Source organism: Buttiauxella selenatireducens (assembly GCF_031432975.1).
In the GTDB taxonomy this organism is placed as follows: domain Bacteria; phylum Pseudomonadota; class Gammaproteobacteria; order Enterobacterales; family Enterobacteriaceae; genus Buttiauxella; species Buttiauxella selenatireducens.
The window spans coordinates 2,251,226-2,275,939 of sequence record NZ_CP133838.1 but is presented as its reverse complement, the minus strand read 5'-3'; the positions used below and the strand labels follow the sequence as shown (position 1 = coordinate 2,275,939).

At 49.6% G+C, this 24,714-nt stretch carries 19 protein-coding genes, 2 tRNA genes and 1 pseudogene; 10 read left to right on the top strand and 12 right to left on the bottom strand.

Annotation, left to right across the window (positions count from 1 at the left end; all coding sequences use genetic code 11):
- The first annotated feature begins 45 nt into the window (after positions 1–45).
- On the top strand, positions 46–969 hold the full coding sequence (locus RHD99_RS10485) for a LacI family DNA-binding transcriptional regulator (RefSeq protein ID WP_183269456.1): 924 nt from the start codon (positions 46–48) through the stop codon (positions 967–969).
- A 51-nt stretch (positions 970–1,020) separates the two neighbouring features.
- Here RHD99_RS10485 and RHD99_RS10480 read toward each other — a convergent pair whose 3' ends face one another.
- Positions 1,021–1,662 (bottom strand): riboflavin synthase subunit alpha, encoded by a 642-nt coding sequence (locus tag RHD99_RS10480; protein ID WP_183269457.1) that lies wholly within the window; start codon positions 1,660–1,662, stop codon positions 1,021–1,023.
- A 212-nt stretch (positions 1,663–1,874) separates the two neighbouring features.
- Between RHD99_RS10480 and mdtK the strand changes: the two genes are divergently transcribed.
- From mdtK to RHD99_RS10465, 3 genes are all read left to right on the top strand, one after another.
- Positions 1,875–3,248: an MdtK family multidrug efflux MATE transporter gene (mdtK, locus tag RHD99_RS10475; RefSeq protein ID WP_309878708.1), complete on the top strand. Its 1,374-nt coding sequence runs from the start codon at positions 1,875–1,877 to the stop codon at positions 3,246–3,248.
- A 153-nt stretch (positions 3,249–3,401) separates the two neighbouring features.
- Positions 3,402–3,478: transfer RNA gene (locus RHD99_RS10470), tRNA-Val, on the top strand.
- A 42-nt stretch (positions 3,479–3,520) separates the two neighbouring features.
- Positions 3,521–3,597 (top strand) — tRNA-Val (locus RHD99_RS10465).
- 98 nt (positions 3,598–3,695) lie between these two features.
- Here RHD99_RS10465 and melB read toward each other — a convergent pair.
- Positions 3,696–5,123, bottom strand: a complete 1,428-nt coding sequence (melB, locus tag RHD99_RS10460; RefSeq protein WP_309878707.1) for a melibiose:sodium transporter MelB — start codon at positions 5,121–5,123, stop codon at positions 3,696–3,698.
- Between the two features lie 84 nt (positions 5,124–5,207).
- Positions 5,208–6,563: an alpha-glucosidase/alpha-galactosidase gene (locus tag RHD99_RS10455; RefSeq protein ID WP_309878706.1), complete on the bottom strand. Its 1,356-nt coding sequence runs from the start codon at positions 6,561–6,563 to the stop codon at positions 5,208–5,210.
- A 271-nt stretch (positions 6,564–6,834) separates the two neighbouring features.
- Here RHD99_RS10455 and melR point away from each other — a divergent pair, with 271 nt between their 5' ends.
- On the top strand, positions 6,835–7,764 hold the full coding sequence (gene melR, locus RHD99_RS10450; protein ID WP_309878705.1) for a transcriptional regulator MelR: 930 nt from the start codon (positions 6,835–6,837) through the stop codon (positions 7,762–7,764).
- 22 nt (positions 7,765–7,786) lie between these two features.
- On the opposite strand, the gene RHD99_RS10445 is transcribed toward melR, so the two are convergent.
- Complete coding sequence (locus RHD99_RS10445) at positions 7,787–8,470, bottom strand: hypothetical protein (RefSeq protein ID WP_309878704.1); 684 nt, start codon at positions 8,468–8,470, stop codon at positions 7,787–7,789.
- Between the two features lie 132 nt (positions 8,471–8,602).
- Here RHD99_RS10445 and RHD99_RS10440 point away from each other — a divergent pair, with 132 nt between their 5' ends.
- Both RHD99_RS10440 and RHD99_RS10435 read left to right on the top strand, forming a co-directional pair.
- Complete coding sequence (locus RHD99_RS10440) at positions 8,603–8,851, top strand: ElaB/YgaM/YqjD family protein (protein ID WP_309878703.1); 249 nt, start codon at positions 8,603–8,605, stop codon at positions 8,849–8,851.
- Positions 8,852–9,555: 704 nt separating this feature from the next.
- Positions 9,556–11,175, top strand: a complete 1,620-nt coding sequence (locus RHD99_RS10435) for a phosphoethanolamine transferase (protein ID WP_309878702.1) — start codon at positions 9,556–9,558, stop codon at positions 11,173–11,175.
- A 79-nt stretch (positions 11,176–11,254) separates the two neighbouring features.
- On the opposite strand, the gene RHD99_RS10430 is transcribed toward RHD99_RS10435, so the two are convergent.
- From RHD99_RS10430 to RHD99_RS10410, 5 genes and pseudogenes are all read right to left on the bottom strand, one after another.
- Complete coding sequence (locus RHD99_RS10430) at positions 11,255–11,494, bottom strand: DUF2164 domain-containing protein (RefSeq protein ID WP_183269465.1); 240 nt, start codon at positions 11,492–11,494, stop codon at positions 11,255–11,257.
- A 62-nt stretch (positions 11,495–11,556) separates the two neighbouring features.
- Positions 11,557–12,749 (bottom strand): annotated as a pseudogene (locus tag RHD99_RS10425) (cytochrome c).
- 5 nt (positions 12,750–12,754) lie between these two features.
- Entirely contained in the window at positions 12,755–14,647 is a 1,893-nt protein-coding gene (locus tag RHD99_RS10420) for an NAD(P)-binding protein (protein WP_309878701.1), read from the bottom strand.
- 8 nt (positions 14,648–14,655) lie between these two features.
- Positions 14,656–15,132: an ester cyclase gene (locus tag RHD99_RS10415; protein ID WP_309878700.1), complete on the bottom strand. Its 477-nt coding sequence runs from the start codon at positions 15,130–15,132 to the stop codon at positions 14,656–14,658.
- Positions 15,133–15,178: 46 nt separating this feature from the next.
- Positions 15,179–16,606 (bottom strand): gamma-aminobutyraldehyde dehydrogenase, encoded by a 1,428-nt coding sequence (locus RHD99_RS10410; RefSeq protein ID WP_309878699.1) that lies wholly within the window; start codon positions 16,604–16,606, stop codon positions 15,179–15,181.
- Between the two features lie 306 nt (positions 16,607–16,912).
- Here RHD99_RS10410 and RHD99_RS10405 point away from each other — a divergent pair, with 306 nt between their 5' ends.
- Positions 16,913–17,647, top strand: coding sequence for a FadR/GntR family transcriptional regulator (locus RHD99_RS10405; protein WP_309878698.1), 735 nt, complete (start codon positions 16,913–16,915; stop codon positions 17,645–17,647).
- Between the two features lie 37 nt (positions 17,648–17,684).
- The gene (locus RHD99_RS10400; protein ID WP_309878697.1) at positions 17,685–18,380 is read left to right on the top strand and encodes a cache domain-containing protein; all 696 of its coding nucleotides are present in this window, start codon (positions 17,685–17,687) and stop codon (positions 18,378–18,380) included.
- Positions 18,381–18,439: 59 nt separating this feature from the next.
- Here RHD99_RS10400 and RHD99_RS10395 read toward each other — a convergent pair whose 3' ends face one another.
- The 3 genes from RHD99_RS10395 to puuE form a co-directional block, all read right to left on the bottom strand.
- Entirely contained in the window at positions 18,440–19,918 is a 1,479-nt protein-coding gene (locus tag RHD99_RS10395; protein WP_309878696.1) for an APC family permease, read from the bottom strand.
- 289 nt (positions 19,919–20,207) lie between these two features.
- Positions 20,208–21,656 (bottom strand): NAD-dependent succinate-semialdehyde dehydrogenase, encoded by a 1,449-nt coding sequence (locus RHD99_RS10390; protein ID WP_309879137.1) that lies wholly within the window; start codon positions 21,654–21,656, stop codon positions 20,208–20,210.
- A gap of 11 nt (positions 21,657–21,667) precedes the next feature.
- Positions 21,668–22,933, bottom strand: a complete 1,266-nt coding sequence (gene puuE / locus RHD99_RS10385) for a 4-aminobutyrate transaminase (protein WP_309878695.1) — start codon at positions 22,931–22,933, stop codon at positions 21,668–21,670.
- A 110-nt stretch (positions 22,934–23,043) separates the two neighbouring features.
- On the opposite strand from puuE, the gene pdxR reads away from it, so the two are divergent.
- Entirely contained in the window at positions 23,044–24,516 is a 1,473-nt protein-coding gene (pdxR, locus tag RHD99_RS10380) for a MocR-like pyridoxine biosynthesis transcription factor PdxR (protein WP_309878694.1), read from the top strand.
- Positions 24,517–24,714 lie beyond the last annotated feature (198 nt).

Here is a 24,714-nt window from a genome sequence, read left to right as displayed (position 1 = left end):
TTCGGGCCGCAAGGCCCGTTTCTGGCTGAGGACTGGGAAAAGACCATGTCGAATATTAATGATGTAGCGCGCCTGGCGCAGGTTTCTAAAGCCACCGTTTCGCGCGTATTAAGCGGCAGCCGAGGTGTCAAAGAAGAGAGTCGTCAGGCGGTATTACGCGCAGCCGAAGTTCTGAAATACACCCCCAACGCCATTGCTCAATCCCTAAGCAGCCAGTCGACAAACTGCATTGGGGTTATTTGTGCCACTGAGCATATTCAGCAGTCCACAGGCTACCTGCAAGCGCTGGAAAAACAGCTCAATCAGCATCATAAGCACTTGTTGCTGCGCTTTGCTAATGAGCCCGACAGCGTAGCGCAAGCCGCGCAGGAGTTATCTAACGGTTTGTGTGATGCGCTGGTGGTAGTGGGCGCGCGTTTCCCGCTCCCGGATCTCGCCGACGATATCATGCTGATTGATTGCCTGAGCGGCTCAAACAATTTCAGCATTCAATGCGATCATGTTTTTGCTGCTGAAACCGCCGTGCACTATTTATGTAATCAGAAACGGCGACATATCGCGTTAATTAACTTTGCCAGCGGCGAAGCGGCAGCGTTGACGCTAGAAGGTTATCATCAGGCCCTGCACAACCATGTCGTGCCTTTTAACCGCCAGTTAGTCATTGAAGATGAGTCGTCAGTACGCATTGCGCTACAACGTCTGATTAACCGTGGCGTGAAGTTTTCTGCCCTGTTAGTCACGGACGACACCCAGGCGCAAGAGGCGGTCATGATGCTCAATCAGTATCAATTACACGTGCCGGAACAGGTGATGGTCTTTAGCCTCGACGGTTCAACCAGAATGCCAGGGTCAAACGCTATTCCCGCCATCAAATATCCGCTAGAAAGCATTGCCCGTCGGGCCGTCGAAGTACTATTAGGAGAGCGCCAATCCAGCAATGTGGTGCGAGGAAGTTTATTAATTGCCTGAGGTGATTAAAAAATAAAGCGGGTGAAGATACTCCCCCGCTTTTACGTCGGATTAAACCTTAGGCAACACCGCAGCCAACGTCGCTTCACGTTGTGCAAGCACACGTTCAACGGTATCGACAATCGCCTGGGTTTGCGGGTCAATCTCAATATTGATGCGGTTACCCAGCTTCTTACTGCCCAGTGTGGTGCGCTGGAGCGTTTCTGGAATTAAATGCACACAGAAACGGGTCGCGGTCACTTCACCCACGGTCAAACTAATACCGTCAATGCCGATATATCCTTTATGCAGGATATATTTCATCAAGGTTTTGTCCTGAATTTTAAACCAGATCTGGCGGTTATTTTCTGAGGTAAGAATTTTGGATACCTCAGCCGTGGTCATAATATGCCCGGACATAAGATGCCCGCCGATTTCATCATTAAATTTGGCAGCACGTTCGACGTTAACACTGTCTCCCACGACTAACTCGCCGAGATTGGTGATGCGCAGCGTCTCTTTCATTAGATCAAAGCTGACGTGGTTGCCATTAATTTCCGTCACCGTCAGACAACAACCGTTGTGCGCAACCGAAGCCCCTGTTTCAAGGCCGGGTAACATCGTTTCGGGCATTGCGACAACATGCGTGCGGAAGTTCGGTTTCTCATCAATGGAGACCAGGGTTGCTGTGCCCTGCACAATACCTGTAAACATCGTAAAGCTCCTGAAATTAAATGGCAGCTAATAATTTTATCACGCTGCACTTTAACAGTTGGAAAAAAGGCTTGCCAGTTCCCACTATTTTTAGACTAGCGAAATCAGATTCTCCCGCTACAATACTCTGGTTAATTTCCCTGCAATTTCTTTTACTGCCATTTAAGGCGGTCTTGTTGTCTTTCTAAAAATTAAAATAATCAGGTGTAAAAATGCAGAAGTACATAGTTGAAGCCCGCCAGCTCCTTGCACTGGCGATACCCGTGATCCTCGCGCAGATTGCACAAACTTCAATGGGGTTTGTCGATACCGTGATGGCCGGTGGCTACAGCGCAACCGATATGGCCGCTGTGGCAATCGGAACCTCTATTTGGCTACCCGCCATCCTGTTTGGCCATGGCTTGCTGATGGCTCTGACGCCGACTGTTGCACAACTTAATGGCTCAGGCCGTCGTGATCGCATCGCTCACCAGATTCGCCAGGGCTTTTGGCTGGCAGGATTTGTTTCGGCACTCATTATGATTGTGCTCTGGAACGCGGGCCATATTATCCATGCGACTAAAAATATCGATCCACAACTTGCCGATAAAGCCGTGGGCTATTTGCGCGCGCTGTTGTGGGGCGTTCCCGGCTATTTGTTCTTCCAGGTGGCTCGTAACCAGTGCGAAGGCCTGGCGAAAACCAAACCTGGCATGGTGATGGGGTTTATCGGCCTGCTGGTTAACATTCCGGTCAACTACATCTTTATTTATGGGCACTTCGGCATGCCTGAGCTTGGTGGCGTAGGCTGTGGTGTTGCTACCGCTGCGGTGTACTGGGTCATGTTCTTTTGCATGATCTCTTATGTGAAAAAGGCACGCTCAATGCGCGATATACGCAATCCTACAGGCTTCGTCCAGCCTGACTGGAAAGTGATGAAACGCTTAACTCAGCTTGGGCTGCCGATTGCATTGGCGCTGTTTTTTGAAGTTACGCTGTTTGCGGTCGTGGCATTGCTGGTCGCGCCATTAGGCATTATTAACGTCGCCGGTCACCAGATTGCCCTGAACTTCAGCTCGCTCATGTTCGTGTTGCCGTTGTCACTTTCCGCGGCGGTCACGATTCGCGTCGGCTTCCGTTTAGGCCAGGGTTCCACGCTTGATGCCCAAACCGCTGCGTGGACGGGAATTGGCGTTGCGATGTGTATGGCGACTCTCACCGCCATTTTCACCATAGTGATGCGCGAACACATCGCCCTGCTCTACAACAGCAATCCGGAAGTGGTCGCACTGGCGGCGCACCTGATGCTGCTGGCGGCGGTTTACCAGCTTTCTGACTCCGTTCAGGTGGTCGGCAGCGGCGTGCTGCGTGGGTATAAAGATACGCGTTCGATTTTCTTTATCACTTTTATCGCCTACTGGGTGCTGGGTTTGCCAAGCGGCTACATTCTGGCGTTGACCGATTGGGTGGTCGCACCGATGGGGCCGGCAGGGTTCTGGACTGGTTTTATTATCGGTCTGACCTCAGCGGCAATCATGATGATGCTGCGAATGCGTATGTTGCAACGCCAACCGTCAGTGAAAATTTTGCAGCGCGCGGCGCGTTAAAACACAATAGCCGCCGTTTTGGCGGCTATTTTTCCAGCGAGTTGCACAGATGCGCAGCAAACGAGTGAATTCTGGAAGAAAATTGCTGTTTTCCACTTGCAAGGCTCGGGGGCTGCCGCTAATATTCGTCCCCGTTGTCACAGACAACATGATGCGTCCGTAGCTCAGTTGGTTAGAGCACCACCTTGACATGGTGGGGGTCGGTGGTTCGAGTCCACTCGGACGCACCATTTAAAGTTTTACCGCAGTATTTATCATCGTAGCAAAACAGTGCGTCCGTAGCTCAGTTGGTTAGAGCACCACCTTGACATGGTGGGGGTCGGTGGTTCGAGTCCACTCGGACGCACCATTCTTAGTTGTTACTCCCCTGATTCTCTCCCGTTTTAAATTCAAAAAAATCACTATTCTCGTTATTCCATTACAGAGCATCCATGCCCTGCGTTGTTGTTATGCCTTCGCGTCTGATGTTTTTGTGGTGATGATGCTGACGGGTTTTGGTACTTCAGTGGTCACAGGCTTGCGGTATTTATCCAACAAATGAATCTGGATTTTTCGCAACAGATCGCCGTTGAGTTTGTAGAGGCGGAAATAGAAAATCAGGGTTATCAGGAAGAACACCGCGGGTAGAGCAATCATAATGAATTGCATACCGACCACGGTACTTTCCGTTTGCGGCGTATTTGGCACGTATCCGATAATGCCAAGCACCAGGGCGATGAAAAAGGCGGCAAATGCCGAGCCCCCTTTAACCACCATGGTTTGCACCGAATAGGCAATACTCTCGCAGCGCACGTTAAGTTTGTACTCCCCGTAATCCACCGTGTCTGCCACCATAATCACCTGCAACACCCAGAAGAGCGCAGTACCGGCATTGAGCAAAACCCCGGCTAGCGAAATCAGCCAAACGTTGTGATACCCCGCCAACGCAATCCATAGCAGCACCCCACTGCCCAGAATGGGTAACACGGAGGCTCCAGCCCACAACAGGCGGCGCGACAGCGCTTTTACCAGACGTGGGAACAAAATCAGTGTTAGCAAGTTTGCCGCCCCCGCATATGACATGTAGTACGGGAAGAGATCGGCATCGCCGATAACATAGGTGAAGTAATAAACCGCAAACCCAGCGATGATATTTGATGCGATGTTATAGGCCAGCGCCATCCCCAACACACAGGAGAGCTGATCGTTTTTATAGATCAACGCGATGATGGCTTTTAATGTCAGGCGGCTGCTGTCAGCCGTTGGGTCACTGCCAGACGAGTAAACCTCTTTGACATTACGCAGCGTGATGATGGTTGAAGCGATGAAGAAGGCAATCAGCACCAGAGTAAACATCTGGAAACCGAACCCACGATCCCCGCCCCCCACATAATTAACAAACGGCAGCGTTATCCCTGCGGTGATAAACCCTGAGAGACTGGCAAAAAAGCGCGGGAAAGGTACCAGTTGCTCGCGTTCGCGTTTATCCAGGGTAATGGTTGGCACCATCGACCAGAACGGAATATCCATGATGGTGTAGGTCATCCCCCACAAGATATACGTGACGCAGACGAATACCACCTGGGTCGTGCCTTCAAAAAGATGCGCGCTGAACAGCAAAAACAGCACGACGGAGTTGGCAATCGTCCCGACCAAAATCCACGGTTTAAATTTCCCCCATCGCGTGCGCGTACTGTTCACTATCCAGCCCATGATCGGGTCGTTGATGGCATCCCAAATCCTTGCCACCAAAAACAGTGTGCCCACAAGGCCCACCGACAAACCCACGACATCGGTGTAGTAATACATCAAGTACATGTAAACGATACCGATAGCGAAATCTTTACCAAATGCCCCAAATCCATAACTGAGTTTTGTTGTAATCGATATGCTCATATAGGGTACAGGGTCACTGTTACCAGTGCCCTCCTTCTGTTATTAGACTCGTCAGGTGCCGGGAATAAAACCCGGCATTCGCTCTTATGCGCGGTGCAACCACGCCGGTAACCAGTTGCCATGGGACGCAATCAAATCGTCAACCAGAGCATAAATCTCCTCGATCCCCAATACCGCCGCAGTATGCGGGTCAAGCATGGCGGCGTGATAAACGCGCTCACGATTCTCGGTCAAAATCGCTTCGGTCAACAGTGTCTGGACATTAATATTCGTTTGCATCAGCGCCGCAAGGTGGGACGGCAACATCCCGATATGCGTGGGTTGAATACCGTTGGCATCCACCAGGCAGGGAACCTCAACACAACAGCCCTGCGGCAAGTTTTCGATCAGGTTATCGTTGCGCACGTTGCCGTAAATAACGCTCGGTTCACCGGTCCACAACGCGTTCATGATAGTGCTCGCATATTCACGCGACGGTTTAATATCGATTCTTTCGGCAGTTTTATACTCCTCCAGCTCTTTACGCCAGTTTGCCAATTGTTCAACGCAGCGCTTCGGATATTCGTCTAATGGCACTTTATAACGCGCAATCAGATCCTCACGCCCAGGCTTAATAAACCACGGCGTATATTCTGCAAAGTGTTCAGAAGATTCCGTCACGAAATAACCCAGCTTTTTGAACATCTCGTAACGCACGATATTTTCACATCGCGTATTGCCATGTTGATTGAGTTTCGGTGCCTGCCCCGACTCATAGGCTTGCAGCAGTTCAGGATAGAGGCTGACGTACTCGCCATCGGCAGTTTTTCTCTCCAGCGACAGATAAAACGCCATATGGTTGATCCCGGCACTTCGATAACGCAGCGAATCCGGGTCGATAGAGAGATCCCGCGCCAACTCTTCTGCGGTTCCCTGCACCGAGTGGCACAACCCCACCTGTTTAATCTGCGGATACCGCGCGTACATCGCCCAGGTATTCATTGCCATCGGGTTAACGTAATTGAGCATCGTGGCTTCCGGGCAAACGTGCGTCATATCCTCACAAATTTGCCATAAATGCGGGATAGTACGCAGCGCACGCATGATGCCGCCCGGGCCTAAAGTATCAGCAATGGTTTGCTCCAGGCCGTGGCGTTTACAGACCTCAAAATCGGTAATGGTACACGGCTCATAGCCACCAATCTGGAAAGCGACAACCACGAAATCTGCATTCTGGAGAGCGGCTTTCTGGTCGGTATGGCAGGTGATTTTGCCGCAGGCGCCGGCTGAATCCATCAGCTTTCGCACCACAATATGCGACTCTTCAAGGCGGGTTTCATCGATATCCATCAGGGCGATATGGGCGGATTTCAGGGCCTGGCGATGGAAAACATCACCGAGAATGTTTTTGACAAAAATCGTGGAACCCGCGCCAATAAAGGTAATTTTAGGTGCTGACATTCTGCTTCTCCGAGACATGATTGAACACTCTCAGAGTGGCACGCAGATTTCCGCTTCTCCTCCCTCTTCCCGACCGAGCATTCCGGAATACTCAGATTATTTTCACTGCGCCGTTAAATCTGAGTTTTCCGGAGTTTTTAACCTGGAAAGAAGAGGTTTCGGGGAAATCAGTAATAATCGTGTGCATTAGCTCGACAAACCTCGGGCGTTTCACAGGTGCTTTTCCAGGTTTATGCCACAATATCTGATTATTCAGGAACCGGAGAGAAAAATGGATTTCAGCCCAGTGCGCCTGCCGCCCGACCCGCATATGTGCAACAGCACCGATCAAAAAACGCGTAGCCCGCTGTCGCTCTATTCGGAATACCAACGTATGGACATCGAGCTGCGGATACCGCACTCAATGGAATCCTGCCACTGGCACGGCCAGGTAGAGGTGAATGTCCCCTTCGATGGCGATGTTGAATATCTGATTAACAATGAAGTGGTGCAGATTAAGCAGGGGCATATCACTCTGTTCTGGGCCTGTACGCCACATCAACTCACCCGCCCCGGTCGCTGTTCAAAAATGGCGATTTTTAATCTGCCGATGCATCTGTTTCTCTCCTGGCCACTGGACAGGCAGCTCATTAACCATGTTACCCACGGCATGGTTATCAAATCACTGAACGCTCAGCAGCTCAGTCCTTTTGAGGTTGAACGCTGGCAGCAGGAGATAAACAGCCCCAACGAGCAAATTCGGCAGCTGGCAATCGACGAAATTGCGCTCATGCTCAAGCGTTTTAGCCTCTCCGGCTGGCAGCCCATTCTGGTCAATAAGACACCGCGCACGCAGAGCAACGGCAATAACGTCTCACGCCACGCGCAGTTTTATGTCAGTCAGATGTTGGAATTTATCGGTGCGAATTACGATCAGGCTCTGACGATTGAACGCGTCGCCGAGCATGTCAAACTCAATCCCAATTATGCGATGGGAATATTTCAGCGGGTGATGCAGTTGACCATGAAGCAATATATCACCGCGATGCGCGTTAACCATGTGCGCGCCCTGTTAAGTGATACTGACAAGTCGATTCTCGATATTGCGCTCACCGCCGGGTTCCACTCCAGCAGCAGTTTCTACAGCACGTTTAATAAATATGTTGGGATGTCACCGCAGAACTATCGCAAGCTCAGTCATTTACGCAGCTCGAGTTTTTAAACCAGGAACCTCTATCAATGGGTTAAGGGCAGCTGAATACTTCGGTCCAGTTGTAGTTTGTGAACGCTAATTTCACTTCAGCTGAGACGTCCCCGTAATGGTGCGCTTGTCGCGCCTGAAAATAGTTTCTGAAGCGCTCTGGCAGGAACTGCGCCTGATAGCGCACCAGTGTGCTGTGCCAGAAAGGAGGCGGTAAGGGGATGTCGCCATGACGCTCGCGGAGTTTATCCCGCCAGGGGGAATCAATCAGGCGACGGGCAAACGCCTCTTTTGCCTGCAAGCTGTTTCTCTCCGGTGTCCCTGCGATCAGCAACTGATTCGGCAATGCCACCAGCTGCAAATTGCGCACGCTCACCGTCAGGTTTTTTGCATGTTCGGCAAAAATGGACAGGAGTTCGGGATCGACTGCGGCGATATCACTGCGCAGGTATTGCGGCATGGTAATAGCAAAAAAGGTAAAGTGCAGCCCACTCAACGGCATGACGTCAGCGCGTGGATCGTTTTCAGCAAGCTGATGCAGCTCTTGCAACAGCTGCGTTAACGGCGGAGTCAGCGCAGGCTGGATACCACTGGTGATCGCCAGCTTGTGCGGATCATAAAAAGCTTCGTCCCTCACCTGACCAATCCCGGAATGCGCGTTCCATTGCTCAAGGGTTTTCTCGCTGGTACGGCGATAAAGCTGCGGAAAATCATCAGAATTCAACACATCGACCTCCTCGATCTCTTTGTCTTGCAAAAATAGCCCATTTTTTCTCATTATCCGAATTGTCAGGCGAAAACGTTTCCCCGCGCTCACTCAACTATACTGAGTTCTGTATTTACCGATCAGGAGTTCAGAATGTTTGATAAAACAGCAGACAAAGTTAACGAAGCAGCAGGTACAGCGCGTGAATTTTATGGCAAACATACCCAGCGCCCTGATGAAGAATTAAAGGGAGCGGCACGCAAATATGCGTCACAAGCCAGCTACGCCGTACGAGACGCGGCAGATAATGTGCGGGATCAGGTCTCGACCAACCCGGTGGCGGGTTTAGCCATTGCCGCCGCGGTAGGTGTCGTATTTGGCTTCTTGCTGGGCCGTAGATAACAGCCGTCTGGCGGGTAAACCTTCACTTACCCGCCTTCCGTGCCTGTTTCAGCACTTTCTTTCAGGATTCCAGATTCGTCATCAACCGAAGAACATCCCCACGACACAAATCCATTTTCCCATACTATACTTTTCGAGCCGTCACGACCGTCAGAAACCAGCAGCACGCAAATGTATTTATCATGATGCAGATTTATTAAACAAAAGCAAAATATGACCGAATCTAAACCGCAGTTAAATTGAAAACACATAACAGAGATTTCTTAGCTTAATATTAAGAATGAGCCAATAAAAAAGAAAAAAGCCACTTTGTTTGAAAATTGCGCTACGATTTGAAATCCGTATAAAAATTTCGTAACAGCATGAATCTATTCAATTTAACCTGAAGTAAATCTACAAGAAATTGTTCTCCTTAATGATTTAATTCGATTAAGGTTAAATTAAGGTTCGTAATGCTTAAATAGTCACCCACGAAACTGATTCCGTTGGTGGCAGCTGAGTCTACTACGCTGGCATTTTCCTTATTCATCACGTGGCAATTATTGGACACCCTGTATTTTCACTATGCTGCCCATAATTTATAGGATCAGCATTTTTATAATTAAATAGTTTGCGCATGAAAATGCCACCTCAGCTGTCGCTTTACGAATGTGTCCATTCGGACAGCCGTAGCTTTTGGAATCAATGACTTCTCGGAGATGTTAATGCCCGTACTTTTCAGGATTAAGCTTATCCCACTGGTTTTACTGTTGGCGGTGGTTTTTGCCTTCTTGCTTAACTGGCCAGTATTACTGCATTTTTACGATATTTTGACGCACCTCGAACACGTCAAAATTGGCTTTGTTATCTCCATACCCTTTGTACTTGTCGCGGCACTCAACTTTGTCTTCCTGCCCTTTTCAATTCGCTATCTGTTGAAACCATTTTTTGCCCTGCTGTTAGTGACGGGTTCGATGGTCAGTTACTCGACGTTGAAATACAAAGTGATGTTCGATCAGTCAATGATCCAAAACATCCTGGAAACGAATCCACAGGAAGCCCATTCCTATCTGAATGGTTCAATCATTTTATGGGTGCTGCTAACCGGTGTGCTGCCCGCTATCTTGCTGTTTTTAATTGAGATTGAATATCCAGCCAAGTGGTATAAGGGCATCGTATATCGCTTGTTGTCCATGGTTGCATCCCTGCTGTTGATTGGCGGCGTGGCGGCACTTTACTATCAGGATTACGCCTCCGTTGGTCGCAATAACTCGACGCTAAACAAAGAGATTATCCCGGCGAATTACGCCTATGGCACCGTACGCTATCTAAAAGACACTTACTTCACGACCAAAGAACCGTTCCAGACATTAGGTGATGACGCCAAACGTGTCGCCCATAAAGAAAAACCTACCCTGATGTTCCTGGTGATTGGTGAAACCGCGCGTAGCCAGAACTTCTCGATGAACGGTTATGCACGCGACACTAACGCCTTCACCAGCCAGACGGGCGAGGTTATCTCGTTTAAGAATGTGCATTCGTGTGGTACTGCCACCGCCATTTCCGTGCCGTGCATGTTCTCAAATATGAACCGCACCGATTACGATGCCAGGAAAGCCTCCAACAGTGAAAACTTCCTCGATGTGGTGCAAAAGACTGGGGTTTCACTGCTTTGGAAAGATAACGATGGCGGCTGTAAAGGCGTATGTAAACGGATCCCGACTATCGAAATTAAACCCACCGATAACGCGAAATTGTGTGATGGCGACACCTGTTACGACGAGGTGATGCTGGAACATCTCGATGAGGAAGTGGCTAAAATGGCCGGGGATAAACTCATCGCCTTCCATATGATTGGCAGCCATGGGCCGACCTATTATCAGCGTTATCCGGCTGAAGATCGCCACTTTATGCCAGAGTGTGCGCGTAGCGATATCGAGAACTGTACGCAAGAACAACTGGTCAACACCTACGACAACACGATTCGCCACACTGACCGTGTACTGGCTCAAATGGTTGAAAAACTGAAAAAATACAGCGACCAGTACAACACCGTACTGCTGTATGTTTCCGATCACGGTGAGTCATTAGGGGAAAGTGGCCTGTATCTGCACGGCACACCGTACAAGCTGGCACCGGACCAGCAAACGCATATTCCGATGCAGGTGTGGATGTCGCCCGGCTTTATCAGCGACAAACATATAAATATGGCGTGTTTGAAAAACAATGCGGTTAAAAACGACTACTCGCACGACAACCTGTTCTCATCAGTGTTAGGGCTTTGGGACATCACCTCCAGCGTGTATAACCCTGACCTTGATCTGTTCCGCGAATGCCGGAGTTAGTCCACTGCTGAGCGTGGTTTAAACTTTTGCGGCAGCCCGATTATTGGCTGCCGCAAAACGTTTATCTAATGTTCAGAAGCTAGAGAATTTTCTTCAGATCCATCTCTTCCTGGATGCGGTCACAATAAGCCGCATGGGTTTTGATAGCCTCATCAACTCCGGCGTTATACAACGCAGGCCCCAACTCTTTAATGACGAAATCGGTGAAAAAATCGGCATCAAACTGCTCGAGCGTTAAATCGAAATTCGCCTCACAATAATCCACCAGCTTCTGCCGAATATCTTCCTTGTCATTCAGGTTCAGTTTAATTTCAGTCATCACATATCCAGATAGCAAAAGGGGTTAACGTAATCTAACGCCCTCGCAGGCCGTCTACAACCTCAGTCGCGATTAACCTTAGCCACATCATCTGGATTCGCCTGCGGTGCCCCATTTCCCCATGTTCCTCTGACATAATTAACGACATTCGTCATTTCATCGTCAGACATCACCTCTTTATAAGCAGGCATTTTAAAAGAGATATTGCCCTGGGTTTGGGGTGTTTCTGCACCATGATAAATAACCGAAATTAATGACGAAGGATCGTCAGCGGTAATTAAAGCGTTATTCACCAGCGAAGGAACCGTGAAATCTTTGCCTCGCCCGTCATCACCGTGGCAGGTTGAGCAATACATTGAATAAAGCGTTTTGCCATCCGTCGGTTTATAGACAATGGTACCGTCAGGCGAAACCGGAGCGGTGGCCTTGTGATTAAAACTCAGCAGATAAAATGAAATGGCATCCAGATCGTTTTCGTTCAGATATTGCGTACTCTGCGTGACGACCTCGCTCATTGGCCCGGATATCGCGTTATGCTGGCTCCTGCCCATATGCAATAAATCCTTTAATTCATCCTGCGACAGAGTGATATTTCGCAGCGATGGCGCATACCAGCCATTAATCATCGCGCCGCTAAGATAAACATCGCTGGATGCGTCATACGCTTTTTCCTGCATCGCCACGCCCCTGGGGGTATGGCAGGCTCCGCAATGCCCCGCCCCTTCGACCAGATAAGCCCCCGGCTGAGTAATTCGCGGTTTTTATCGGCCTTTGTTGCGGGGTTATCCGCCTTCATCTCGTCGACAAAGAACGTATTCCAGACGTGTAACGGCCATCTGGCCGAAAGCAGCCAGGGTATCTCATTCTCTTTGTTTTTCTCCGGCGATGCAGGCACCTCATTCATGAAATAATCATAAAGTGCGTGAATGTCTTGATCGGTCATTTTGGCATAAGAGGGATATGGCATCGCGGGATACAGTGGATGCCCCTCCTTTGCAATGCCCTGTCGGACGGCTTTTTCAAAATCATCGTAGCTATATTGACCGATGCCAGATGTTTTATCGGGCGTAATATTGGTCGAGTAAATATCCCCAACAGGCGTGGAAAACTTTTTCCCACCCGCCATGGGCTGGCCGCCTTCAACGGTATGGCAAGCCACACAGTCCGACACTCGCGCCATATACTCACCTGCGGAAAGTGCCGTGGCATTCCCCGTCACTAACAAGCAGCCGAAAGCCAGTAAAGTCTGTTTCATGTCGCTCATCCCATCGCTTTTAGTTCGTTGACCGCGCGCCACGCCTGGTCAATCGCAGTATGTGCGTAGGCATCCCAGTCTGAATCAGAGTTGGCTATCGCGATGCGTCCAATCGGCTGACGCGCCCTCTCGATTATCTTCGGCACCTCGTCCATATCATCGAACAGCGCACTGGCGTAATAGGCATAACCGTGCGCCCAGCGGTTAACGGTAATTGCTGTGATGTCACGTTCATGGTCAAAGCCGGTTTGACCGAGCATTTCCTGCAATTGCGAACGGATCATTTTTTCATGCGTATCGAACGGGGTCCCCAGCAAATATGCCCGTCCCTGGCGGAACTGTTCGCGTGCGCTGAGCTTGCTACCAGGATAAGTCGGCACATAAACCATATGCAGGCACATGGGTTCATCGGCGTTTTGCGAATGATGATAACTCCCCATACTGACCGGATAATCCAGCTTCACGCGGCTATAAGGTGCGGCGGGAGAATAGAATTCGTGGATGCCAAGCTGAGTGAATGCCTGCCAGTTTTTTACCATCACATTGGTGTAAACCAACGGTGCTTTGACATTCATCCGCAGGTCGGCTTTTTGCTGTTCCGGGGTCTCAGGCACCAGATACGGGATCATCATGTTGTATCCCGCCATGATGGCTTTTCGCCCTTTCACGCGATGCGCTTTGCCGTCATTAACATAGGTCACCACCACCCCGTCTTCGGTATTGGCCGCATGAATGACAATACTGTTCAGGCGAAGGCGCGTCGTGTTTTCCGGGAGGTCGAGCTTTTCATAGTTAAGCCTGGAGGTGATGGAGTCCTCCATGGTGTTACCCGGCAAAGCCTCAGGGATCAGGTGCCGGACAATCAGGCGCGCAAGCCCGGCGTTGCCGTCAGGAAAATGATAAACGTAAGGTTCGTCGAGGTCGGCCTGTGCCTCTTCATCAAGCGGTGGCAGATCCATGGCATCCATCCCGGGAAGCGCACACGTTCGGGCATCGCTACAACTCACGCCTTCAATACCAATGGCAAAAAAGTCGTTGGTGCGTTGCTGGAAATACATCACGGCCATTTTGCTCAGGCCGACTTTTTCCACCAGGAAATCCCGATAACTGTGGGTGTCCATCCACGCGGTTTTTTCATCGACCGACAGACCTTTTAGGTAATCCACCGGATTCACATGCAAATCTAAAATCGCTTTACGGTCACTTTCGCTCAACGGGAAATCATTAATAAAGGCCTCAAGGCTGCGGCCATTAAGTTTATCTCGCGGAATATCATCGGCGACGGCATGGCCAGGATCGCCACTCACAATTTTGGTTTCACCGAAATTCTTTTTATCAAAGAAAACGCCACGGCTGAGTTTTAAATCGGGGTAGAAATTAACATCAAAACTCTGCTTCATTCTGACCACACTGACGCCGACGGTAGACATCAGTCCATTGACCTCCGGGCTGAAATTCCGGCTCGGCGATTGAAATGCTTCACTGCCCCCGTAGCCAATTATCTTTTTACCGCCCGTGTTAAATTCATTTCGCTTCGCGTGACCACCAAAGTCATCGTGATTATCGAGTATCAGGACTTTGCTATTATTCCCCGCCAGGTCGTGCCAGAAGCTGGCGGCAGATAATCCACTTAGCCCACCGCCGACAATCACCAGATCATATTCTTCTTCAATGGGCAGATGATCGGTACTGAATTTTTCATGGTCACGACCAATCGCGTGCGCCATTTCAAATGAACCGGGATGATTCCCACGCAGCCCTGTGAGCTGAGGAGGATAATAGTCCTCACCCATCATCGCACTGGCTTTACCGGCCGCTTTTGCAAGGTCTAATGGTGTCACCCCTGCGGCAATCGTAATGGCAACTCCGTTGAGAAAATCACGTCTGGTAATCGACATAAAAATCCTTATTTAGTCTGTGGCTTTAACTCTTCATCCAGTTTCTTAGAGTCATAATAATCACCCTGCCAGGTAATTTTCCCGTTATTAACGGTGATATAACTGACACCTTCAAATTTTATCGGGTTATTGGTGGCTGGACTGCCCGCCCATTCGCCGCTATTTTTTCCGCTAAATTCCCAGCGAAAAGCGATGGTGTCGTGGTCATACACTGGCTTGCTGATCATTTTCCACGTCAAATCCGGTACGGCTTTAATAAACGCGCCAATGACCTCTTTTTCGGCATTATTTTTCCCTTTGACCGGCGTACCGCTGGCTGCATCGTAATACACCACATCGTTAGCCAAAAATTGTGCCGCCTTCGCGGAGTCATGCGCGTTCCACGCCGACATATAATCTTTGACCACCGTTAAGGGAGACACATCCGCCAATGCCAAATTTGAGAATAGCGCAAAGGATAAAACAGCGACTTTCATTGCTTTCATTTCATCACCTTAAAATATAATCAGAGAGGCGTTCATACCGATCTTACTATTCGGAGATGTCACACATAATGTGCTTCACCCGCGTATATTCATCCAGAGAATAGGATGACAAATCCTTACCGTAGCCCGACTTCTTGAAGCCACCGTGCGGCATTTCTGCACACAGCGGGATGTGGTTGTTAATCCAGACGGTGCCGAAATCCAGGTGAATGCTCAAGCGCTGGGCGCGGCTATGGTTGCTCGTCCAGATACTCGACGCCAGGCCATATTCCACATCATTGGCCTTGTCCAGCGCCTCCTCCTCCGAGGAAAACGACTGTACGGTCATGACCGGGCCAAACACTTCGTGCTGGATTGCCTCGTCACGCTGTTCAAGCCCTGAGATTATTGTGGGTTCAAAATAGAAGCCTGGACCGTCTCCCGCTTTCCCGCCAGTTTCAATGACGGCATGTGACGGTAAACGGCTGATAAACCCTTTAACTTGTTCAAGTTGATTGCGGCTGTTTAACGCACCGTACAACGCGTTTTTATCTTCAGGGGCACCAAATTTGATTTGGCGGGTTTTGTTGACCAGTTTCTCGAGGAATGGCTCATAAATGGCGGCTTCAATCAAAATTCGTGTCGCCGAGGTGCAGTCTTGTCCGGCATTAAAGAAACCCGCCGTGGTGATGACATCGACTGCTTTTTCAATGTCTGCATCGGCAAAAACGATAACCGGCGCTTTGCCACCCAGTTCGAGGTGTGCTTTGGTCAGGTTCGCCGCAGCAGATGCGGCAACTTGCAATCCTGCACGCACCGAACCGGTTATGGATACCAGCGAGGCTTCGGTGCTGGAAACCACCAGCGAGCCCGTTTCCGCTTTACCGAGCACCACATTAAAGGCGCCCTGCGGGAAAAGCGGCGCTGCCAGTTCGGCCAAAATTAAGGTGCTGACAGGCGTGGTATCGCTGGGTTTTAACACCACCGTGTTCCCGGCGGCCAGCGCCGGGGCAATTTTCCACACGGCCATCATGAAAGGATAGTTCCAGGGGGTAACCTGGCCGACAATCCCTAACGGCTCGCGACGAATGGTGGAGGTTAAGCCCTCAGCATATTCGTATGATGCTTTACCTTCCAGGCAACGCGCCGCACCGGCAAAAAATCGTAGTGCATCACAGGATGCCGCAATCTCTTCTTTTTCAATGAAATGCCGCAATTGACCGGTTTCTTCGCTTTGCGCTTGCGTCAGGCGCTCAACATTACGTTCAATTTCATCCGCCAGTTTTAACAGCGCACGCTGCCTTTGCGACGGCGTGGAACGCTTCCACACGGTAAATGCACTTTTCGCCGCGCTATAGGCCTGCTCGACCTCATCACGACCCGCACAGGGCGACAGGGCGTAAGTTTCTCCATTCACAGGACTTATCAGCTCAAAGAGGTTCTCCTCCGAACCCGATACATATTGCCCATTAATAAAGTGCTTAAGAATTTTCATCACGCTCTCCGATCGTTTAAACATATATTATATTATGTAATATGTTTATCGAAGGTTAAATTCAATAACATTATGCTAACAATATGATATGCATCCCATTTTGAAGTGAATTTTTACGCTGCAATTGGCTTGCGAGAATCACGCGTTGTGAACCGTCACAGGCAACTGAGAAACAAGGAAGCAAACGGGCCCGGATACGTTAGCCTTCCTTCATTAACAAGGGGTTGTATGCTATGTTCAGTGGCACATCTATACCCCGAATTATTCGAGTTGCGGGTATAAAGGATTATCTTACCAGGGAATATTATGATTACGCATGCGGTGATATTCGCGCCAATCGGTCAGGCCAGCCGTTCCGATCAGATAGTTCAGCGACTTTCTAATGCCATTATTACCGGGCTGCTTGAGGCAAATGAGCAGTTACCTAACGAAGCCGATCTTGCAAAAATGATGGGTGTTTCGCACATCACGATTCGGGAAGCATTAAATACGCTGCGCGCCAATAATTTAATCCACACGGTGCGTGGGCGTAATGGTGGGAGTTTTGTCTGCGAGCAAACCTGGGAATTCAACAATATTCTTAATCCATTTAAGACGTTAAGTACTGATTATTTGTCTGATTTGGGTGAAATGCATTGTGCCATTATCAGCCACAGTGCAAGGCTTGCTTCCCGCCGAATGACAAACGCAGATATCACTCGCTTGCGCGATTTTGTTGAGGTGCTTAGCACTTCCACCACGCCTGAAGCTCGCACTCAGGCGGACATGCGCTGTTTATTAGCCATTGCCGCGTGTTCCCAGTCAGCACGGCTGGCCAATCAGGAGCTGATTTTACAGTCTGAATGGTCGTCACTGGTGGCGATTCTGTTCCGTTCAGAAAATATACATCGTGAGATTGTTGATCTGTATACCTCGTTAATTGACGTGCTTGCATCACATAATGAAGTTGAGTCAGTAAACATGGCTAAAAATTTAATCGACACGTTTACTTTCTATCTGATAGAAAATAAATTGAAGCACAATGCAAACAGCACTCCGTAGATATCCGGCGTGCGTATAAATAAAAATAGGCATAAATATGCTACAAACAACATCACTCCGTAACCTTAGCGATAAAATTGATAGCATCATTAACTCTACCATTACGTCAACCAGTTTACTTGCCAGGGAAATTGAAGCTGCCCTGGCTGAAATTAAAGATGTTAATCTGGCACATCTTCTTGAACCGTCTGTAAGAAATACCATTCAGGATCTTATTAAAAAGACCCTGAGCAGCAATGTGTACTGTTCCGGCGCTGGTTTTGCCAGCCACATTGAAAGCAGCGAGAGTAATAAGGAATTCTGGCTTCTGGAGTGGTGGTATAAGAAAGCTGATGGTGTAAAACAGGTCCATCTTGATTTAGACCAGGCTACCCAACAGCGTCTGGATTTCAGAACCTTTGAATGGTTTAAACAAGCTCCGTCGGTTGATAACGCTTTTTTACATGGCCCCTACGTCGACTATATTTGCAATACCTCGTACACCCTCACCGCTGCGGTGCCGGTGCATTTTCAGGATCGCTTTCTAGGGGTTGCAGCAATAGATTTATTAGTCAGTCGGGTTGAAGATGAATTATTACCCTACGCGGTGAATGACAGAGTTATTCTGACCAATAAAGATAGACGAATTATTTTCTCTACCCATCCAAGATGTCGCGTCGGTGATTTACTTAATCCACAATACGCCGCCGTTGTATTTGAGAATGATTACTTTAATTTATATCAGTCTGCATAGTTTATTCTGAGTCATCATAAAGGGTGGATAAGTGTTATCCACCCTTTAACGTCTTTACATTAGCTCTGCTCAACATTCAATTTACGGGCGTACTCAATCGCATCATTTTCTGGTGCATTCGAGCGGCCAAACGGTTTGCTGATCAGCATATAAATCAGCCCGGAACCGATGACAATTGCCAGCCCTACCAGTACCGTCCAGCGGTCCATAAAGTTTTCACTTTCAGCCGGTTGGGCCAACAACCAAATACCGCACAACCCGTAAGCTAACGCCAGAATATTGACGATAATCCCCCATGATCCCACCGTCCATTCGCCCGCCGGTTTCCACCCTTTTAAACGTTGGCGCAATGCGGCTAATACCACCATCTGGAAGGAAATATAGATACCGATGACCGCAAACGCGGTAATACGCGCCAGGCTATCAGGCTGGAAGTAGACCCACACGCAGATAATCACCGGTAACAAACAGCTCACCATCATGGCGTTATCCGGCACGCTGTGCCTGGAGATCTTCGACATCCATTGGCTGCCAGGCAGCATGTTATCGCGGGAGAAGGAGAATATCAGGCGGCTTAATGCAGCCTGCAGCGAAAGAATACAAGACAGCATCGCGATGACGGCGACAACGATAAACACGGTAGCTCCGGTTGGCCCCAACGCTTCGTTAAGGATTGCAGGGATGGGGTCAGAAATTTTGCCGTTTACAATATTAATCAGATCCGGGGACGATAACAGATAGCCCATAATCGAAATAACGGCTGAGATGGCACCAAATACGATACTTAAAATCATCGCCACGGGAATTTTCTTACCGGGGTTTTTTACTTCTTCTGCCACATTACCGCAGGCTTCAAAACCGAAGAACATAAACAGCCCCATGAGTGATGCAGACATAAATGCGGTGGTGTAATTACCGTCTTTTGCCAGCACGCCCATCGAATCGAATACCACGGAGAAAGGTTGTGAGCGATGGAATATCAGCAGATAAATGCCCAGCGCAATGACGCTGACGATTTCACACCAGAAACCAATTCGCGCCACCCGTGCCAGGTTTTTGGTACCCGACATGTTCACCACCATCATAATCAGCAACAAGACAACCGACGTCACCATCATGTTGCCGGCACTGGTGGCGTAGTGGAATAAAGAGGCCACGAAAGTAGCGGTGTATTCCGCAATCGACGTAATGGTCACCACTAACGCCCAAAGATAAATCCAGGCAGCAATCCACGCATATTTTTTACCCCACAGCCTTCTCGCCCATGGATATAAGCCGCCGGTAATCGGATATTGCGATGCTACTTCACCGAAAACTAACGCCACGAGTAATTGCCCACACGCCACAATCAGTATCCACCAAATGGCCGGAGGCCCGGCGAGAGTGATGGCCAGCGCAAACAGCGAGTACACCGCTGTCAGTGGCGAAAGATAGGTAAATCCCAATGCGAAGTTAGACATCAGCCCTATCGAACGATTGAATTGTTCGCCTTCAACTGGCTGATGTTGATGGTTTTCTTTGTCTGTCGTCTGTTCCATATCTTTTCTCTTTATGTGGCATAAGGGCAGGCAGTGTGAGTATTTTATAAAACATAATATGTTATATGTATAGACTCGATGTCACATAATTGTTAAGAACAAGATCGCAATCGCAACATTTTAAAATTCACATCAGGCAGGCATTGGGGGAAGGAAAACCAAAAGGAAAATAGATGGCGCTGGCAGAATGAGTGAGGGTAAAAAACTAAGTAAATCGAGTTACAGGGTGGCGGCAAATGAGCGGAACAATGCAGCCAACGCCCCTGTAACTCGAAGTATGACGGGTTTATCAGAGCTTCACGCAGACGTACTTCATCTCCAGATACTCATCAATTCCAAAACGCGAACCTTCACGGCCAAGCCCTGATTGTTTGATTCCGCCAAACGGCGCAATTTCGTTGGAAATAAGCCCGGTATTCACGCCAACCATGCCATATTCCAGCGCCTCGGGGATTTGCCATTGGCGTTTCGCATCCTGGGTGAAAATATACGCGGCGAGGCCAAACTCGGTATCGTTGGCGTAATTAACGACTTCTTCATCGGACTCGAATTTAAACAGCGCGGCCACTGGCCCAAAGGTTTCTTCTCGGGCAAAGCGCATTTCTTGCGTGACATTTGCCACTACAGTCGGTGCAAAGAAGTTCCCACCCAGCGCATGTTTGTGTCCGCCGGTTAACACCGCAGCCCCTTTTGACAGCGCATCGTTAATGTGGAGTTCCACTTTCTCAATCGCTTTGGCATTAATCAGCGGCCCCTGTGTGACACCGTCATCCTGACCATTACCGACTTTCAAGGTTTCGACCGCTTTCACCAGTTCATCGCACAGCTTTTGATAAATACCGCTCTGCACGTAGATGCGGTTCGCGCACACACAGGTCTGTCCGCTATTGCGGAATTTCGACACCATAATCCCTTTTACCGCCTGCTCAAGATCGGCATCATCAAAGACGATCACCGGAGCATTTCCTCCCAATTCCAGTGACAGCTTTTTAATCGTCGGCGCACACTGAGCCATCAATAAACGCCCGACCTGGGTGGAACCGGTGAAGCTGAGTTTGCGCACCGTGGCATTCCGGCACAGTTCGTCGCCGATCTCTTTCGCATCACCGGTAATCACCTGCAACAGTGATTTTGGCAGGCCCGCCAGTTCTGCAAGCTTGGCTAACGCCAGTGCGGTCAACGGCGTTTGCTCCGCCGGTTTAACGATAATCGCGCAGCCTGCGGCCAACGCCGGTGCCACTTTGCGGGTGATCATGGCTGCCGGGAAATTCCACGGTGTGATAGCCGCGCAAACGCCGACCGGCTGCTTCGACACGATAAAGCGCTGGTCAGGGCTGGTCGGTTGTAACAACACGCCATCGACTCTTTTCGCTTCTTCAGCAAACCAGGTAATAAATGAGGCGGCGTAGTTAACTTCCCCACGCGCCTCAGCCAACGGTTTCCCACCTTCGAGAGTAATCAGCCGCGCCAGGTCTTCGCTATTTTCATTGATAAGACTCACCCAGCTATGAAGGATTTTCGCCCGGTACGCTGCGGTTTGCGTCTTCCACTCTTTCTGCGCAATTTCAGCCGCAGCGATTGCCCGCTGTGTTTCGACCTGCCCCATGAATGGCACGTCAGAGATTTTCTGCCCCGTCGCGGCATTCACAACGGTCATTGTCTTACCCGACAGTGCGTGGCTCCATTCGCCATCAACCGGACAACTATCGAGCAGCAAGCCAGCATTGTGTAAATTGATCATCTCGAGTCTCACATTTGTGTTGCAGATTTAATGATATCCAGGGCTTTGTCGAACTGCGCATCCGGAATGGTCAGCGGGTAGAGGAAACGGATAACGTTGCCGTTTTGACCGCAGGTAAGCAGCAGCAAACCTTGCTCCAAAGCGCGTTTCTGAACCTGTTGGGCGATTGCCGCAGAAGGCTCACCCGTCGTGGTGTCGTAAAACTCAGCGGCGACCATCGAACCCAATCCACGCACTTCAGCTAATGCCGGACAATGTTGTTTAACATCGTGCAGTGCTGATCTCAGTCGCTCACCTAACGCTTCGGCACGCTGACACAGTTTTTCGTCTTCAATAATGTCCAGTACTGCAAGTGCTGCGGCGACAGAAAGCGGGTTACCGGCGTAAGTGCCGCCCAATCCGCCCGGTGCTGGCGCATCCATAATATCAGCTTTACCCACCACGCCGGACAACGGCATCCCGCCCGCCAGGCTTTTTGCCATGGTCATCAAATCAGGTTGATGCGTGTAATGGTTCATGGCGAACATTTTGCCGGTACGCGCAAAACCACTTTGCACTTCGTCGGCAATCATCACGATGCCATGGGTATCACAAATCTGGCGAATCGCTGCGACAAACGCCGGAGGTGCGACATTAAAGCCGCCTTCGCCCTGAACAGGTTCGAAAATAATCGCCGCCACCTGAGTAGCTTCAATATCAGACTTAAACAGGCGTTCGATGGATTTCACCGCTTCTTCGGTGGTAATGCCGTTGAGCGCTGACGGGTATGGCGCGTGGAACACTGAGCCCGGGAATGGGCCAAAGCCAATTTTGTAAGGCGCAACTTTGCCGGTTAACGCCATGGTCATATAGGTGCGGCCATGGAACCCACCGCTAAAGGCAATGACCCCTGGGCGGCCAGTATGAGCGCGGGCAATTTTCACCGCGTTTTCTACAGCTTCAGCGCCAGTCGTGAAGAATGAAGTTTTCTTCGGCCCAACAATAGGCGCGACGGCGTTAATTTTCTCCGCCAACGTCACGTAGCTTTCGTAAGGGACAATCTGATAAGCCGTGTGAGTAAACGCATGAAGTTGCTGCTCAACCGCTTCTACCAGGCGAGGATGGCGATGGCCGGTATTCAGTACGGCAATCCCGGCGGCAAAATCAATATATTGCTTGCCTTCAACATCGGTGATGGTGCTGTTCTGCGCGCTTTGCGCAAAGAAATTACACATCACACCTACACCACGTGGAGTAGCAGCCAGACGACGTTGATGGAGTTCGTTATTACTCATTTTTTTATCCCTCACACATTTATCAAATAGATAGGTTGTATTACCGTATTCATTTAGACAGAATCTGGTACCTTAATCGAGAGCCAAATCGTTTTAATAATAGGATCCAAATGCGTTCACTTGCCGTAGATGTGATCAAGCAAGCATTTAGCCAGACGCCGGGCGAGAAACTTCATAAGAAACTTTATCTCGCGGTTTGCAGCTGTATTCTTGAGGGAAGTTTACGGCCTGCGGCGCGCATGCCACCGACCCGGGATTTGGCAAATGAGCTGGCGGTATCACGCAATACTGTGCTGCGGGTGTATGAACAATTGCAGGCAGAAGGCTATATTTCGACGCGCACCAGCAGCGGGACGTTTGTCACCGAAAGTGTGCTGGATAATCTCAATACGCAGGTCACCAGAACCGCACAAACCGCCCAGCCATTCCCGCCTGCAAGCCTGTCGAAGCGCTGCCTCGACTTGCTGGAAAACGCCAGTGCCAGTCCCGCGCAATGGGGTGACTTTATTCCGGGCGTGCCCGACGTCAACAGCTTCCCCCACCGTACCTTTAAGAAGATTTATGACCGAATTGCCAGGCGCCCTAACCCTGAGTTTTTGACCTACGACGCTGACGGCGGGCTCGAGGTTTTGAAGTCTGCGCTGTCCGATTATTTGCGCACTGCGCGCGGGGTTAAGTGCTCGACCGACCAGATATTAATTACCGAAGGGATTCATCAGGCGCTGGATTTAGTCACCCGCACATTGTGTAATCCAGGCGATCACGCGTGGATTGAAGAACCCGGCTATTGGGGAATTAAGAATATTTTACGCATGAATGCGGTAAATATAACGGCGTGCGATGTTGACGATCAGGGATTGGTTCCCGCCCCCTCATCTGCCGTGCGGCCAACATTAATGTTCGTCACCCCTTCCCATCAATATCCCCTCGGTTCGGTCATGAGTCTTCCCCGTCGCCAGTTATTACTTTCGATGGCTCGGGAATATCAAAGCTGGATTGTCGAAGATGATTACGATAGCGAATTTCGTTTCTCCGGCCAGCCAATTCCTTCGTTGCAAGGACTGGAAGATGACAGCCCGGTGATTTACATCGGTACGTTTAGTAAAACGCTGTATCCCGCGCTCCGTCTGGGGTATGTCGTTTTACCCAAGCCGTTAGCCGCCCCGCTGAAAAAGGTGCATAACGAGCTTTATCGCAGCGGTCATCAAATTATTCAGGCCGCGTTGGCCGAATTTATCCGCGAAGGCTATTACGCCGCGCATATTCGTAAAATGCGCCAGTTGTATAACAAACGCCGTACTGTGCTGGTCGAATTAATTAAGCAGCATTTAGGCGAAGAATTTCTCGGTTATTTCAATAGCAACGCCGGTTTACATCTCATTATTCAACTTCCGGCTGATGCCGACGATATCGGCATTTCTAAGCGTGCTAATGCTGAAGGTATTTTGGTCAGGCCGCTGTCGCGTTATTACTTTAATAGCCAGAAATCAAAAGGATTGTTAGTCGGTTTCGCCAATATCAAAGACTGCGATATGGAGCCTTCTTTTGAGCGCCTGGCGGGGATCATTAAGCAAAACCTCTGACGCATTAGTCGTCATCCGACAGTGGGTTTATCAGCATTCATCGCAGCCAGTGACCACAAATCATTCACCCTGTGAATCATTGCTCTGAGCGTCGTTCATGACCTGATTAACACTTAATAATGTCAATCAGTTACATCCGTATTGAATTGTTAATCAAGCGATGTAAAATTAACGTTAATATGTATTGTTATTGTGAAT